Raw genomic sequence first — 14226 nt, 5'->3', positions numbered from 1 at the left:
GGGCATGCGCCTTCCGATCTGAACGTGGATCACGTGCGCGGCGGACATCGCCACGTTACCCGTCCAGTCCGGAAGTATTAGGAATTCTCGCGGGCCGCCCGGGTCATTTCCGTCTTGGCCGCCGCCGCGTACTTGTCGACGTACTCCTGGCCCGACAGCTCCATCAGCGCGTACATGATCTCGTCGGTGACGGCGCGGAGCACCAGGCGGTCGTTCTCCATGCCGTAGTAGCGGGAGAAGTCGAGCGGCTTGCCGTACCGGACGCCGGGACGGATGCCGAACCTGGGCACGGGCCGGCCGGGGGGCATCATCTCGAACGTGTTGACCATGGCCCACGGGATCACCGGCGCCCGGGACTCCAGCGCGAGCCGCGCCACGCCCGTCTTCCCCTTGTAGAGGCGGCCGTCGGGCGACCGGGTGCCCTCGGGGTAGATGCCGAGGACCTTGCCCTCCTTGAGGATGCGCAGTCCGGTGCGCAGCGCCGCCTCGCTCGCCTTGCCGCCCGAGCGGTCGATCGGCACGGTGCCGACGGCCGAGAAGAAGGCGCGGCTGACGAGGCCCTTGATCCCGCTGCCGGTGAAGTACTCCGCCTTGCCGAGGGAGATGACCTTGCGGGGCAGGAACCCGGCGCCGAAGAAGTGGTCGGCGAACGACAGGTGGTTGCCGGCCAGGATGACCGGGCCCTCCTTCGGGACGTTCTCCACGCCCTCCGCCCAGGGGCGGAACACGAAGTGGAGGAGCGGCCAGAGGATGGCCTTCACCACCCAGTACAACACGCGGACTCCCTCGGCTCAGATGTGAAGTCATCTTCGCACGCCCAGCCCTCTCGCACTAACGCTGACCAACGTGCGAGTATCGGGCGGAACACGCCGCCGTCCGACGGAGGTCTCCCATGCCAGTACTGCCCGGTGCGGAGCCGTACCACCACGACGGCGGCGAGATCGGCGTCCTGCTCTGCCACGGGTTCACCGGCTCGCCGCAGTCCCTCCGGCCGTGGGGTGAGCACCTGGCCCAGGCCGGGCTGACCGTCTCGCTGCCGCGCCTGCCCGGCCACGGCACGAGCTGGCAGGAGATGAGCCGCACGCGCTGGGAGGACTGGTACGCCGAGCTGGGCAAGGCGTTCGCCGACCTGCGCGGCCGGTGCTCGGAGGTGTTCGTGGCGGGGCTGTCCCTCGGCGGCTGCATGGCCCTGCGCCTGGCCGAGGTCCACGGCGACGCCGTACGCGGGGTCGTGGTGGTCAACCCCTCCGTGGTCGGCGACGCGCCGCTGCTGCGCTTCGCCCCGGCGCTGAAGTACGTGGTGCCCTCGGTCCCCGGCGTGGCGGGCGACATCAAGAAGGAGGGCATGACGGAGCTCGGCTACGCGCGCACCCCGGTGCGTGCCGCGGCCACGCTCCCCCAGCTGTGGAAGCTGGTCCAGCGGGACATCGGCGAGGTGACGCAGCCGCTGCTGGTGTTCCACAGCAGGGACGACCACGTGGTGAAGCCGGCGAGCGTGGCGTTCCTCCGGGCGAGGCTGGGGGACAATCTGGAGGTCAGGGAGCTGACGGACAGCTATCACGTCGCCACTCTGGACAACGACGCGCCCGCGATCTTCGAGGGGAGCCTGGAGTTCATCCGCTCCCACGCCTCGGTACCCTTGACGAAGGACCTGTGACCAGGGATCGACGTGACACCGCAAAGTGACGAGGACGAGGTCTGGCGCCAGATCGTCGCCTCGTTCAACGAAAAAGCCGAGGACGCCTCGGCCGATCAGCCATGGCCTGATCGCGAGAACGTGACCGAGGAGCCCCGCTCCGGCGCGGCCAACGGCTCCGCCGGCGCCCATGACGGCGCCGACGACGACCGCGACGGCGCCCGGGACACCGCCCGGGACGACGACGCCGGCGAGGGCACGGACGAGGCGGACGGCCGGACGGCCCCCGTCGCGGTGAGCGAGGACGACGACCACTACGTCCCGCCGCCCCCGCCGCCGCTCCCCCAGGCCGACGCGATCACGCGGGCGTCGTGGCTCGCGCTGTTCGGCGGCCCCGCCTATCTGCTGCTGGCCGCCCTGCTCGACTGGCCCAGGGACGGCTGGATCGTGTTCGCCGCCGTGGCGGCCTTCATCGCCGGGTTCGTGGTCCTCGTCGTGCGGATGGGCGACGGCCCGCCCACCGACTCAGGCTGGGACGACGGCGCGGTCGTCTGACCCCTGCCCCTTCCCCCTGCGCCTGCCGCGTCGCGCCCTACCGGGCTGCTACTACCGGGCGGCGAGGGCGTGCGGCGGGCCGAACCGCTCGACGAGGTCGGTGTAGCGCTCCTTGCCGTCCCTGCCGTCCAGCATGTGGCCGACGGCCATGGTCAGCTCGCCGACGTGGGTGACCGCCTGCAACCGCACCTTGCGGTCCGCGCCGGACGTCTGGCCGCGCGGCCTGGTCCAGCGATCCCCGTCGTAGCGGAGCAGGAACCCCTCCGCCGGGCGGGCGGGGTCGTAGCCGGAGATCCAGAACACGCCCTCGCCGTCGCCGGTCACGCCGTACAGCTCGGCGTGCCGCTCCGGCGGCTTCGCCCGCTTCCAGCGCCTGCCGTCCCAGTCGAGGACCAGCGGGGAGATCTTCCCGTCCCGGTAGACGCCGCCGATCGCGACCGCCCGCTTGCGGCTCTCCGCGTAGACGTCCCGCAGGAAGCCGCCCTTGATCCGCGGCAGGTCGGCCCGCTTCCATCCGCCGCCGGCCAGGCGCATGGCCAGGGGGCCGTCGCCCGAGTCGCCCACCGCCCAGCCGTCCGATTTGCCCGCCAGGGCCACGCCGTACAGGGCTCCGCCGGGCCCCTGACCGGTCTTCCAGACGGTCCCCTTGCCGGCGCCGCCGCTGCTCAGCAGGAACACCCGGCCGTCGCGGCTGCCTACGGCGGCCACCCGGCCGTTGGACGCGGCGATCCCGCCGAGCCAGTCACCCGTGCGCAGCCGCGGCACGCTGACCCGGTCGAAGCCGTCGATCGACCCCTTCGCGAGGTACGGCAGGCCGTCGTGCCCGTCGCCCACCGCCCAGACCTCCCCCGGGGATGCGGCGGCGACCGATCGCAGATGCCCGGCACCCGTGGCGTCGCCCCTGATCGGCACCTCACCCCAGGAGGAGCCGTTCCAGTGGGTGATGACTCCCCGGTTGCGCCAGAAGTCCCAGGCCTCCTGCTGGCCCACCGCCCAGACGTCCTTGTCGGAGAGGCCGGCGACGTCGGACAGCGAGGCGTCGGTCCTGAGATGCCCCGTGGGGAGCCCGGGGCCCTGGGCGACCTCGTCTCCCGACGGGCCTCGCTCCGGCCGGGCGGGGCCGGTCCCTGTCTGTGCGTGCCCTGTCTGTTCGGGGCCTGTCTGTTCGGGGCCTGTCTGCGCGTGCGCGACCGATGTGGCGCACGGGAGGAGGCCGGCCAGCAGACCGGCGGACAGCACACACAACGGCACCGCACGCCGGATGCGGCGTCGGATCATGGCAACGATCGTACGGGGAACGGGGCCCTCTCCGTCGCGAAGGTCGCGATTCCCGGCCCTCAGCGACGCCCCATGTGACGCCCGGACGCGATCTCGGCGACGACCGGCCGGTGGTCGCTGGCGGCGGTCAGGTCGCCGGGGGTCACGTCCGCCCCTCCGCACGAGAGGACGGTCAGGCCCGGCCCCGCGAAGATCGCGTCGATGCGCACCCGGGGGTCGCGGGCCGGAAACGTCGACCCGCCCTCGCCGCACCCGCCGCCCTCTGCCGCGCCGTCAGCCGTACGGGAACCCCCGGCGTCGGGCGCGGCGGCGAAGCAGTCGGCGTACCGGGCCCCGAGGAGGCGCCAGACCGGGGCGCCGGGGGGCTCGTTGAGGTCGCCCGCCAGCACGGGCGCGGCCCCGAACTCCCGGGCGGCGCCCTCCAGGATCGGCACGATCTCGGCGGCGTGGCTCAGCCGCGCCCCGGCCAGGAGGTCGAGGTGGGCCGAGCACACGGCGTACCTGTCCCGGCCCTTCTCCACGACCGCCACGGCGACCGCGCGCCGTTCGAGACCGGTGAACCACCGCAGGCGCCGCCCCTCACCCCGCAGCAGCCGTACGGCCGGGGAGATGAGGACGGCGGTCCCGTTCAGCCGGCCTCCGGCGGCCACCGACAGCCCGGCGGCGCGGGCGAGGGCGGTCAGGGAGACGGGGACGGCGCGGCTGAACACGGGCCGCCCGTGCCGCCGCACCGGCAGGCGCGGCACCTCCTGCAGGCACAGCACGTCCGGCCGGAGGGCTCTGATCACCCGGGCCAGCGCCCTCCGGTCGTCCTTCAGCCCGCGGACGTTGTAGGTCGCGACCCGCAGCACGTTCCCGGCCGCGTCCTCCGGCGCGTCCTCAGCGGAGCCTGGCGAGGTCACCGGCCCCCACCAGGCCGGCGGACGGGCCCATCTCGGCCACCCGGATGTCGGCGAGCGGACGGTGGCCCCGGCCGGTCAGCCGCGCGGCGAACTCGTCGCGGACCCGGCCGGCGAACAGGTCGGCGGCGCCGGAGACGCCCCCGCCGAGGATGAAGCACCCGGGGTCGAGGATCGCGGCCAGGTCCGCGAGGCCCTGCGCGAGCCAGTCGGCGAGCGACTCGAACGCGTCCAGCGCCGCGCGGTCGCCCAGTCGTGCCGCCTCGGTCACGTGCTCGCCCCGGATGCCCTCGACCGAGCCGCCGAGCCGCAGCAGGTGGGTGGCGGCGGCGGGGTCGGCCTCCGCGTTCGCCTTGGCGTCCGCCAGCAGCGAGCTGCCGCTGGCGTACCGCTCCCAGCATCCGTCGTTGCCGCAGCCGCAGGGGCGCCCGCCGGGCACCGTCTGCATGTGGCCGAGCTCGGCGCCCATCCCCCACCGGCCGCGGTAGAGGTCGCCGCCGAGCACGATGCCCCCGCCGATGCCCGTGCCCACGGTCACGCACACGACGTGGCTCTCGCCCCGGCCCGCGCCGAAGCGGTACTCGCCCCAGGCCATGGCGTTCGCGTCGTTCTCCACGACGACCGGCAGGCCGACCAGCTCGCCGACCTTCTTGCGCAGCGGCTCCTCCCGCCAGGCCAGGTTGGGGGCGAACCGGATCACCGACCGGGTCTCGTCGACGAACCCCGCCGCGCCGATGCCCACCGCCTCGACCTCGTGCCGCGCCGCGAGCTCGTTCACCACATCGGCGATCGTGAGCGCCATCTTCTCGGGGTCGCCCGCGGGGCTGTGCCGCAGGCCGCGTTCCAGGATGCCGCCGTTCTCGTCCACGACCCCGAACGCGATCTTGGTGCCGCCGACGTCCACGCCGATGGTCAGCGCCATGCTGTCGTCCTTCCGCCCGATCCGCTACGCCGCGCTGATTGAAGCCGATCGCGCAGGGTTGTGGCAATTCCGCCGACGCGTCCCGTTAACAGCCCTGTCACGCCAGATCGATGTGCTCCACCGCGGACTCGCCGGACCGCCGCTCCCCGTCAGGCCGTGACTGGGACGACGACTGCGGTGACGACTGGGGACGCTGCAGGGCGTCGACCGCCTCCCGGAACGCCGCGAAAAGTTCACCGCCGGCCGCGATCAGGTGGCCGGTGACGTCCCCGCCGGCCTCCCGGCGCGCGGCGATCACCCGGCACACCGGGCAGGCACGGCAGACGTACTCGTCGTGGTCCTCCGACACGGCCTCGCTCCACACGTCGCCGGACCGGCCCGCCCCGCCGCTCGCGCCGCCGAAGGCGGACCCGATGCCGCTCGCGCCGCCGAACGCGGACCCGATGCCGCTCACGCCGCCCTTCACCAGGCCCTTGCCGAACTCGCGGCCCATCCGCCGCTGCACGGCGTCGAGCAGCTTCATGGCCTCTTCCGCCGCGGACCCGACCGGGTCCTGACGGCGGGCGGTGCTGTCGTTCGAATCCGTCATCTCGCCCCTCCTGCCTCGAACCGTACCCGGAGCCGGCCGTCCCGGAGCGCGGCCGAGGAGATCTCCCGTCTGGCCAGGGCCGCGGGCAGGGCGATGACGCGCCGGTGCGAACCGGCGGTGACGATGAGCTCGTCGCCCTTGCGGGCGAGGTCGAGGTCGTCGCGGTCGGCGAGCGGCAGGCGGAGCGACAGCTCGTCGCCGGAGATCCGCAGCGGGGGCTCCACGTCCGGGCGCGCGAACGGGTCGCGGTCCCGGTAGAGCTCCTCGCCGACCCGCGCGAGCGCGTCGGTGCCGACGGGCTCGCCCGGAAGATAGGGAACGGTCAGGACGGGCAGCGGCGCGAACGACTCGTGCACGCCGGCGAGCTGCCTGGCCTGAGCCTCCACCCATCGGCGCCGCCACTCGTCGGCGCCCTCGGCCGGGAAGACCCGGTTGGCGATCACCGCGTCGACGCGGTAGCCGTACAGGCTGAGGGAGGTGAGCGTGCGGCGGGCCTCGGCGACGACCACGGCCTCGGGCGTGAGGACGAGCCGCACGGACGCGTCGTCGCCGGCGAGCAGCGCCCGCACCTCCAGCAGGCCCCGGTGCAGCCGCTCGCCCGCCGAGATGACCTCGCCCTGGGGCACGCTCACCTTCGCGACGTGCCGGATGACCGGCGACAGCGCCCCGAGCAGCCGCCGGCCCGCCGGGAGCAGCCGGTTGACGTGCCAGTCGAGCGCCTCGGGCAGGGCGAGCAGGCGCAGCGTCTCGGCCGTCGGCGCGCAGTCGACGACGATCACGTCCCACCGGCCGGAGCGGGCCTGCTCGCGCAGTTCGAGCAGCGCGATGACCTCCTCGGCGCCGGGCAGGACCGTGATCTCCTCGGAGGTGACCGCGTCGAGGCCGAGCTCCGCCAGCACCTCGCGGGCGTAGTCGCGTAACTCGCCCCAGTGCCGCTCCAGCGACCTCTGGGTGTCCACCTGCTGCAGGTGCAGGCCGGGCGCGGCCTCGACCGGGGCGTCCGAGGGCGGCACGCCCAGCGCGTCGGCGAGCGAGTGCGCGGTGTCGGTGGAGACCACCAGCGTCTTCAGCCCGCGACCGGCGGCGAGCGTGGCGGTCGCGGCGGCCACAGTGGTCTTGCCGACCCCGCCCTTCCCCGTGAAGAGGAGGACCCTCATCGGCCCTCGACGCGCCGCTTGAGCCCTTTCAGCGCGGTGTCGACGATGACCTTCTCGGCCTTGCGCTTGATCATGCCGATCATGGGGACCTTCAGGTCCACGGCGAGGTCGTAGGTGACCTCGGTGCCGCCGCCGTTCCCGGTCAGGCGGTAGCTGCCGGTCAGGCCCGAGACCATCCGGCCGGCGTCGACGATCCGCCAGCTCACGCCCGCGTCGTCGTCCCAGTCGTAGCCGAGGACGTACTCGTCGCTGATCACACCCGCGTCGAGGACGAAACGGACCCGGGTGGCACGGCCGTCCTCGTCCGTCTCCAGCACCTCCGCCGCCTTCACCTGGCCCGCCCACTGCGGGTACGCGGGGAAGTCGGCGATGACGGCCATGATTGTCGACCGGCCGGCGCCGATCGTGATGCTCGACGAAGTGCGATCAGCCATGTGGCCAACCGTACTTCACCATTCCAGGGCGAACGGCGTGCCACGGCCGCGGAAGTGGCCGACGTTGACGCACTCCGTACGGCCGACCCGGGCGCGCCCGGCGAGCGGCTGGTGCACGTGGCCGAACAGCGCGAACCGCGGCTGCGTCCTCCTGATCGCCTCCAGCGTGGCCTCGCTCCCCCGTTCGAACCGCCGGGCGACCACGTCGTAGAGCAGTTCGGGGATGGCCGGCGGGATGTGGCAGCACAGCACGTCCACCTCGCCGACGGCCTCGACCTTGCGCGCGAACTCCTCGTCGTCGATCTCGTTCGGCGTGCGGTACCGCGTGCGCAGCCCGCCGCCGACGAACCCGAACCGCAGCCCGCCGATCTCCACGACCTCCCCGTCGAGGACCCGCTGCCCCGGGCGCAGGTGGTCGGTCCCCAGGCGCGGCAGGTCCACGTTGCCGTACGTGAGGTAGGCCGGCGTCGGCATGGCCGAGAAGATCCGCTCGTACTGGCGGCGGGCCGCCGTCTCGATGTGCTCGCGCGGGTCGCCGCCGAGGGCCGCCCACAACCCGGCCGACATCGCCCGCGCCTCGTCGAAGCGCCCCGCCGTGCGCAGCCCGACGTACTCGGTCGCCTTCTCCGCGCCGAACAGCTCGGGGAAGATGCCCTGGGAGTGGTCGGCGTAGTCCACGAAGAGGAGCAGGTCGCCGAGGCAGACGAGCGCGTCGGCGCCGTCGCCCGCGCGGGCGAGCGCGTCGGCCCGGCCGTGGACGTCGCTGACGACGTGGATTCGCATGACGAGATGATAACGGCGGCTTTACCGGACACCGATGGAGTCACGGAAAGGTGTCCGGCCCGCCGCGCCGGGAAAGGTGTCAGGGACCCTGATAGCGTCGTTTTCGATCCGGACGACGCTCCGGACGATGCCCCGGATAACGCCTGGGTGACGGATCTACCCCTGCGTAACTTCGGACGGTAGCGTCCAGTGAGACCCAAAGAGTGATGGTCCACACGCGGTCCCGGCGCTGTCCGGCGGAGGCCGCGGGGCCGTGCGCGAAGGAGTGACCGTGCGCGAGTTCAGCGTTCCCGTGCTGGTGGACGTGCCTCCGTCCGCGAACTGCGCCGACGTGGTGTTCCAGCGCGGCGTGGACGAGCCGGACGCCGTCGTGGTCCGCCGCAAGGACGAGGGGGCGGCGGCGGGCGCGCCGTGGACGCCGGTGACCGCCGCGGAGTTCAGGAACCAGGTCGCGGCCGTCGCGAAGGGCCTGATCGCCGCCGGGATCGAGCCCGGCGACCGCGTCGCGCTGATGTCGCGCACCCGCTACGAGTGGACGGTCGCCGACTACGCGATCTGGGCGGCCGGCGCGGTCGGGGTGCCCGTCTACGAGACCTCCTCCGCCGACCAGGTGAAGTGGATCCTGACCGACAGCGGGGCGAAGGCCGCCATCGTGGAGACGGCCGCGCACGAGGAGACCGTACGCGAGGCCGTGCCCGGGCTGCCGTCGCTGTGGCGGATCGACGGCGGCGGGTTCGCCGAGCTGGAGCGGCTCGGGGCCGAGGTGGGCGACGACACGCTGGCCGAGCGCAGGGCGAGCCGGGGCGGCCGCGACCTCGCCACGATCATCTACACCTCCGGCACGACCGGCATGCCCAAGGGCTGCCGCCTCACCCACGACAACCTGCTCTTCACCGCGCGCAACGTCTCGCAGGGGCCGCTGGAGGCGTTGTTCGAGGTGCGGGGACGGGCGGCCCTGCTGTTCCTGCCGCTGGCGCACAGCTTCGCCCGGCTGATCCAGATCGTCCTGATCGAGACCCACACCGTGCTCGCGCACAGCCCGAACATGAAGAACGTCGCCCCCGACCTGCGGGAGTTCAAGCCGACGTTCCTGCTCGGCGTGCCCCGGGTGTTCGAGAAGGTCTACAACGCCGCCGAGCAGAAGGCCACCGACGAGGGCAAGGGCAAGATCTTCCACGCCGCCGTACGGGCCGCCGTGGAGTGGAGCAGGGCGGAGAGCTCCGGCGGGGCCGGCCTCGGCGTGCGGCTGAAGCACGCGGTCTTCGACCGGCTCGTGTACGGCAAGTTGCGGGCGGCGACGGGCGGCGCGCTGACGGCGGCGGTCTCCGGCGGTTCGGCCCTCGGCGAGCGGCTCGGCCACTTCTTCCGCGGCGTGGGCATCGAGGTGTTCGAGGGCTGGGGGCTCACCGAGACCAGCGCGCCCTCGACGGTCAACATCCCGGGCGCCAACAAGATCGGCACGGTCGGCAAGCCGTTCCCCGGGGTGAGCATCCGCATCGCCGACGACGGCGAGGTCCTGGTGAAGGGCCGCCACGTCTTCGACGGCTACTGGAACAACGAGCGGGCCACGAAGGAGGCCGTCGACCCCGAGGGCTGGTTCCACACCGGGGACATCGGCAGCCTCGACGACGACGGCTACCTGCGCATCACCGGGCGCAAGAAGGAGATCCTGGTCACGGCGGGCGGCAAGAACGTGGCGCCCGCGCCGCTGGAGGACGCCATCCGGGCGCACCGCCTCGTCAGCCAGGTCATGGTGGTCGGCGACGACAAGCCGTTCATCGGGGCGCTGGTGACGCTCGACCCCGAGGCGCTGGAGCAGTGGAAGCAGGCCAACGGGAAGAGCGAGGTCGGGGCGACGGACCCGGAGATCCTCGCCGAGGTGCAGCAGGCCGTGGACGGCGCCAACCGGCTGGTCTCCAAGGCCGAGCAGATCAAGAAGTTCGTGATCCTCGAAACCGACCTCACCGAGGAGAGCGGCCACCTGACCCCCTCGCTGAAGGTCAAGCGCAACCTCGTCATGCGCGACTTCGCCAAGCAGATCGACGAGCTCTACACCCACTGAGCCCAACCATTGGTCCTTCGTTAGGTGTCGCTCCTGCTGCCTTGTCGCGGCCCGTGTTGGGATTCATGCGTGACCCCCCGGCCCACCGCCCAACACCGACCGCACCGGCGGGGTCGCGCCCTTAACCCGTACAAGGCCTGCGGCTCCCTGCGGTTTCCGACGCGAGGAGTCCTATGTTCCGGCACACCCGGCACCTCCAGTTCGAGGCCAAGCCCGAAAAGCCCGACCCGGTGTACGCGCGCAAGCTCCAGGAACTGATCGGGGGCGCGTTCGGCGAGATGACGGTCACGATGCAGTACCTGTTCCAGGGCTGGAACTGCCGGATGCCCGGCAAGTACAAGGACCTGATCATGGACATCGCGACCGAGGAGATCGGGCACGTCGAGATGCTCGCCACGATGGTCGCGCGGCTGCTGGAGGGCGCGCCCGCGACGGCGGTCACGAAGATGGCCACCACCGACCCGGTGGTCGGCGCGGTGCTGGGCGGGATGGACCCCCAGCAGGCCATCGTGGCCGGCGGCGGCCCGCTGCCCGCCGACAGCAACGGATACCCCTGGAACGGCCGCTACATCGTGGCGAGCGGCAACCTGCTGGCCGACTTCCGGGCCAATGTCGCGGCCGAGGCGCACGGCCGGCTGCAGACCGCCCGGCTTTACCACATGACCGACGACCCCGGCGTCAAGGACATGCTGAAGTTCAACCTCGCCCGCGACACCCTGCACCAGAACCTGTGGCTGAAGGCCATCGAGGAACTCCAGTCGGACGGCCTGGAGGACGTCGTCGTGCCCGACGACCTGTTCGACGAGGAGCACGCCGAGCACGCGGAGACGATCTGGGACCTCTCCGACGGCATCGAGGCGCAGGCGGGCGGCTGGGCGAGCGGGCCGCAGCCCGACGGCCGCCACCAGTTCGCCTATCTCCTCAACCCCGAACCGCTCGGCGGTCTCGCGCAGGCCCCGCCGCCCGACCCGAAGCTGTACGACACCTACGACGGCAGCATGGGCGAGCCGCAGAGCCCCGCCCTCGGCACCGAGGTCGGCCCCATGGGCAAGCTCAAGGACAAGCTCACCTGACGCCGGGACCGCTCCCGCCCGGCCTCCCGGCGGACCCGCCCGTCCCGCCTGCGCCCGTTCCGGCACGACGCCGGGACGGGCGAGGCGCCGCCTCCGTCCCGACCTCTCCTCAGCGAGGCTTCCCTTGCCCGACCACCGCCGTAGCACGCCCATGCCCGCTCCCGGGTCCGAGCCCGAGCCCCGGTCCCGGTCCGGGTCCGGGTCCGTACAGACCGTCGAGGCCGTCACCGCCGCGGGACGGCCGCCGTCGCCCGGGCGCCTCGCGCGGCTGGCCGGCCTGTGCGGTCCCGCGTTCGTCGTCGCCGTGGCGTACGTCGATCCCGGGAACTTCGCGACCAACATGTCCGGCGGGGCGCGCTACGGGACGATGCTGCTGTGGGTGATCGCGGCCGCGAACGTGCTGGCCATGTTCGTGCAGGCGCTGTCGGCCAAGCTCGGCATCGCCACCGGCCGCAACCTGCCCGAACTGTGCCGCGACCACCTGCCGCGGCCGGTGAGCCTGCTGCTGTGGGCGCAAGCCGAGATGGTCGCCGTCGCCACCGACCTGGCCGAGTTCATCGGCGGGGCCGTCGCGCTGAACCTGCTGTTCGGCGTGCCGCTGCTGCCCGCCGCCGCGATCACCGCGCTGGTCTCCTCGCTGCTGCTCATGCTTGCGCCGCGCGGTCGCCGCCGGTTCGAGCTGACCGTGGCGGCGATGCTCGCCGTGGTGCTGGCCGGCTTCGCCTACCAGGTGATGCTGTCGGGATCCCTCGCGGGCGTGGCGGGCGGCTTCGTGCCCCGCCTCGCCGGGCCGGACAGCCTGCTGCTGGCGACCGGGATCGTCGGAGCGACCGTCATGCCGCATGTCGTCTACCTGCACAGTGCTCTGACGCAGCACCAGGGGGCTCTCCTGCGGCAACCCGGGGCCGTCCCTCAGCACCATGGGGCTCTCACCCGGCAGCCCCGAGCCCTCACCCGGAGCGGCGGCGCCTGGGACCCGCGCCGGGCGGCCCTCCAGGCCAGCCGCGTGGACATCGCCGTCGCGCTCGGCGCGGCGGGGCTGGTGAACATGGCGATGCTCACCGTCGCCGCCGCGACCTTCGACGGGAGCGACATCGGCGGCCTGGAGGCCGTCCACGCCGGTCTGGGCGAGGTGCTCGGCCCCGGGGCGGCGGTCGCGTTCGCGCTCGCCCTGCTCGCCTCCGGCCTGGCCTCCTCCAGCGTCGGCACGTACGCCGGGCAGGTGATCATGGCGGGCTTCCTGCGCCGCCGCGTGCCGCTCCTGGCGCGCCGCCTGGTCACGATCCTTCCGGCCATGGCGATCCTGGCCGTGGGGACGGACCCCACCCGGGCGCTCGTCCTGAGCCAGGTCGCGCTGTCGTTCGGCATCCCGTTCGCCCTGGTCCCGCTCGTCGTGTTCACCGCCCGCCGCGCCCTGATGGGCGACCTGGTCAACCACCGGGCGACCACCGCCGCCGGCGTCGCCGTCGCCGCCGTGATCAGCGCGCTGAACGCGTTCCTGCTGGTGGAGGTCTTCACCGGCTGAGGATCCCCAAGGACCCCCGAGGACGCACAGAATCACCCACCACGCTCAGCGGCCACGGCGCCCACCGACCAGCCCACGGGCCATGTCACCGGCCGCAGGCGGCCCTCTGAGCGGCCGTCACAGCAGTGCCGCGAACCGGGCCGCGACGCGTTCCCAGCCCCACTCCTCCTCGATCCAGGCCCGGCCCCGCTCGCCCATCGCGCGGGCGCGGGCCGGGTCGGCCAGCAGGTCGCACAGCGCGCCGGCCACCGCCGTGTGCGACCTTCCGTCGACCACCAGGCCGGTCTCGCCGTGCCGTACGGCGTCGGGGGCGCCTCCCGAGGAGCCGGCGACCACCGGCAGGCCGGTCGCCGACGCCTCCAGATAGACGATGCCGAGCCCTTCGACGTCGAGCCCCCCGAATCTGCTGCGGCACGGCATGGCGAACACGTCTCCGGCGTCGTAGTGGGCCGGGAGATCCGCCCACGGGACCGACCCGGTGATCACCACCGACCCGCGCGGCCCGGCTCCGGCGACGGCCCGTTCCAGTGACCGCCGTGAAGGGCCGCCGCCGACCAGCAGCAGCACCGCTCCCGGCACCCGCCGCAGGACGAGCGGCCAGGCCCGCAGCAACACGTCCTGGCCCTTGCGGGGCACCAGCCGGGAGACGCAGACGACCACCGGCCGGTCGCCCAGGCCGAGCGCCGCCCGGACCCGCTCGCCGCCCGCGCCGGGGCGGAAGGCGCCGGTGTCCACGCCCGGAGCGAGCCGTACGAGCCGGGGCGCGGGGATCACCGGGGTGAGCAGGCGGCGCGTGTACTCACCGAGGTAGGTCACGACGTCGGCGCCCGCCCCGATCCGGCGCAGCACGCCGCGGGCGCCGGGCAGCCGCGCCCAGGACGCCTCGTGCCCGTGCGTCAGCATGACGATCCGCGCCGCGCCGGCGGCGCGCAGGGCGGGGGCGAGCAGGCCCAGCGGCGCGGCGGCGCCGAAGACGACGGTGGCGCCGTCCTCGACCAGCGCCGCCGCCCTGCCCGCCACCGCGCGCGTCGGCAGCATGAGCGTGGAGGGATGGCGGACCACCTCGTACGGCTGGCGGGCGTCGAACTCCTCACACCCCTTCCACCGCGGCGCGTACACGACGACCGAGCCGGGCGGCCTGCGGGCGGCGAGGCCGTGCACGAACGCCTGGATGCCTCCCGGTCTGGGCGGGAAGTCGTTCGTGACGATCAACGTCCTGTTCGCCATCCTCACCCCCGGTATCGGCGCGGCGGACGGCCCACGGCCACGCGGCCCGCCCGGGAACGCATTCTCGCAGGCCCGTCCCGCCTCCC

14 protein-coding genes are annotated in these 14226 nt (G+C 73.4%); 5 read left to right on the top strand and 9 right to left on the bottom strand.

What is annotated here, in order from left to right; genetic code table 11:
- Positions 1 to 77: 77 nt before the first annotated feature.
- Positions 78 to 776, bottom strand: a complete 699-nt coding sequence (locus tag F5972_RS09230; RefSeq protein WP_150932999.1) for a lysophospholipid acyltransferase family protein — start codon at positions 774 to 776, stop codon at positions 78 to 80.
- 116 nt (positions 777 to 892) lie between these two features.
- Between F5972_RS09230 and F5972_RS09225 the strand changes: the two genes are divergently transcribed.
- Together F5972_RS09225 and F5972_RS09220 are read left to right on the top strand one after the other, a co-directional pair.
- Positions 893 to 1657: an alpha/beta hydrolase gene (locus F5972_RS09225; protein WP_150932998.1), complete on the top strand. Its 765-nt coding sequence runs from the start codon at positions 893 to 895 to the stop codon at positions 1655 to 1657.
- A gap of 12 nt (positions 1658 to 1669) precedes the next feature.
- A complete protein-coding gene (locus F5972_RS09220; RefSeq protein WP_150932997.1) occupies positions 1670 to 2191 on the top strand; it encodes a hypothetical protein in 522 nt (173 codons plus the stop codon).
- A gap of 51 nt (positions 2192 to 2242) precedes the next feature.
- Here F5972_RS09220 and F5972_RS09215 read toward each other — a convergent pair whose 3' ends face one another.
- From F5972_RS09215 to F5972_RS09185, 7 genes are all read right to left on the bottom strand, one after another.
- Positions 2243 to 3469, bottom strand: coding sequence for a hypothetical protein (locus F5972_RS09215; protein WP_150932996.1), 1227 nt, complete (start codon positions 3467 to 3469; stop codon positions 2243 to 2245).
- Positions 3470 to 3528: 59 nt separating this feature from the next.
- Positions 3529 to 4371: an endonuclease/exonuclease/phosphatase family protein gene (locus F5972_RS09210; protein ID WP_225311299.1), complete on the bottom strand. Its 843-nt coding sequence runs from the start codon at positions 4369 to 4371 to the stop codon at positions 3529 to 3531.
- Positions 4349 to 5290, bottom strand: coding sequence for an ROK family glucokinase (locus F5972_RS09205; protein WP_150932995.1), 942 nt, complete (start codon positions 5288 to 5290; stop codon positions 4349 to 4351). The genes F5972_RS09210 and F5972_RS09205 overlap by 23 nt, the downstream gene beginning before the upstream one ends.
- 97 nt (positions 5291 to 5387) lie before the next feature.
- A complete protein-coding gene (locus F5972_RS09200) occupies positions 5388 to 5879 on the bottom strand; it encodes a DUF5304 family protein (RefSeq protein WP_150932994.1) in 492 nt (163 codons plus the stop codon).
- Complete coding sequence (locus F5972_RS09195) at positions 5876 to 7036, bottom strand: ArsA family ATPase (RefSeq protein ID WP_150932993.1); 1161 nt, start codon at positions 7034 to 7036, stop codon at positions 5876 to 5878. Before F5972_RS09195 ends, F5972_RS09200 begins: the two co-directional genes overlap by 4 nt.
- A complete protein-coding gene (locus F5972_RS09190; protein WP_150932992.1) occupies positions 7033 to 7470 on the bottom strand; it encodes an SRPBCC family protein in 438 nt (145 codons plus the stop codon). The genes F5972_RS09195 and F5972_RS09190 overlap by 4 nt, the downstream gene beginning before the upstream one ends.
- Positions 7471 to 7485: 15 nt before the next feature.
- On the bottom strand, positions 7486 to 8253 hold the full coding sequence (locus F5972_RS09185; RefSeq protein WP_150932991.1) for a metallophosphoesterase family protein: 768 nt from the start codon (positions 8251 to 8253) through the stop codon (positions 7486 to 7488).
- Positions 8254 to 8524: 271 nt separating this feature from the next.
- Here F5972_RS09185 and F5972_RS09180 point away from each other — a divergent pair, with 271 nt between their 5' ends.
- The 3 genes from F5972_RS09180 (at position 8525) to F5972_RS09170 (ending at position 12913) form a co-directional block, all read left to right on the top strand.
- Positions 8525 to 10315 carry an AMP-dependent synthetase/ligase gene (locus tag F5972_RS09180; RefSeq protein ID WP_150932990.1) on the top strand — a complete coding sequence of 597 codons (1791 nt, stop codon included), beginning with the start codon at positions 8525 to 8527 and terminating at the stop codon, positions 10313 to 10315.
- A gap of 173 nt (positions 10316 to 10488) precedes the next feature.
- A complete protein-coding gene (locus tag F5972_RS09175; protein WP_150932989.1) occupies positions 10489 to 11388 on the top strand; it encodes a manganese catalase family protein in 900 nt (299 codons plus the stop codon).
- Positions 11389 to 11512: 124 nt separating this feature from the next.
- Entirely contained in the window at positions 11513 to 12913 is a 1401-nt protein-coding gene (locus tag F5972_RS09170) for an Nramp family divalent metal transporter (RefSeq protein ID WP_225311298.1), read from the top strand.
- Between the two features lie 117 nt (positions 12914 to 13030).
- Here F5972_RS09170 and F5972_RS09165 read toward each other — a convergent pair whose 3' ends face one another.
- Positions 13031 to 14140 carry a glycosyltransferase family 4 protein gene (locus tag F5972_RS09165; RefSeq protein ID WP_150932987.1) on the bottom strand — a complete coding sequence of 370 codons (1110 nt, stop codon included), beginning with the start codon at positions 14138 to 14140 and terminating at the stop codon, positions 13031 to 13033.
- Between the last annotated feature and the right edge of the window lie 86 nt (positions 14141 to 14226).

This window comes from Microbispora cellulosiformans, from assembly GCF_008728085.1.
GTDB lineage: Bacteria > Actinomycetota > Actinomycetes > Streptosporangiales > Streptosporangiaceae > Microbispora > Microbispora amethystogenes.
The sequence above is the reverse complement of the archived record's forward strand: the minus strand, read 5'-3'. Positions and strand labels throughout refer to the sequence as shown.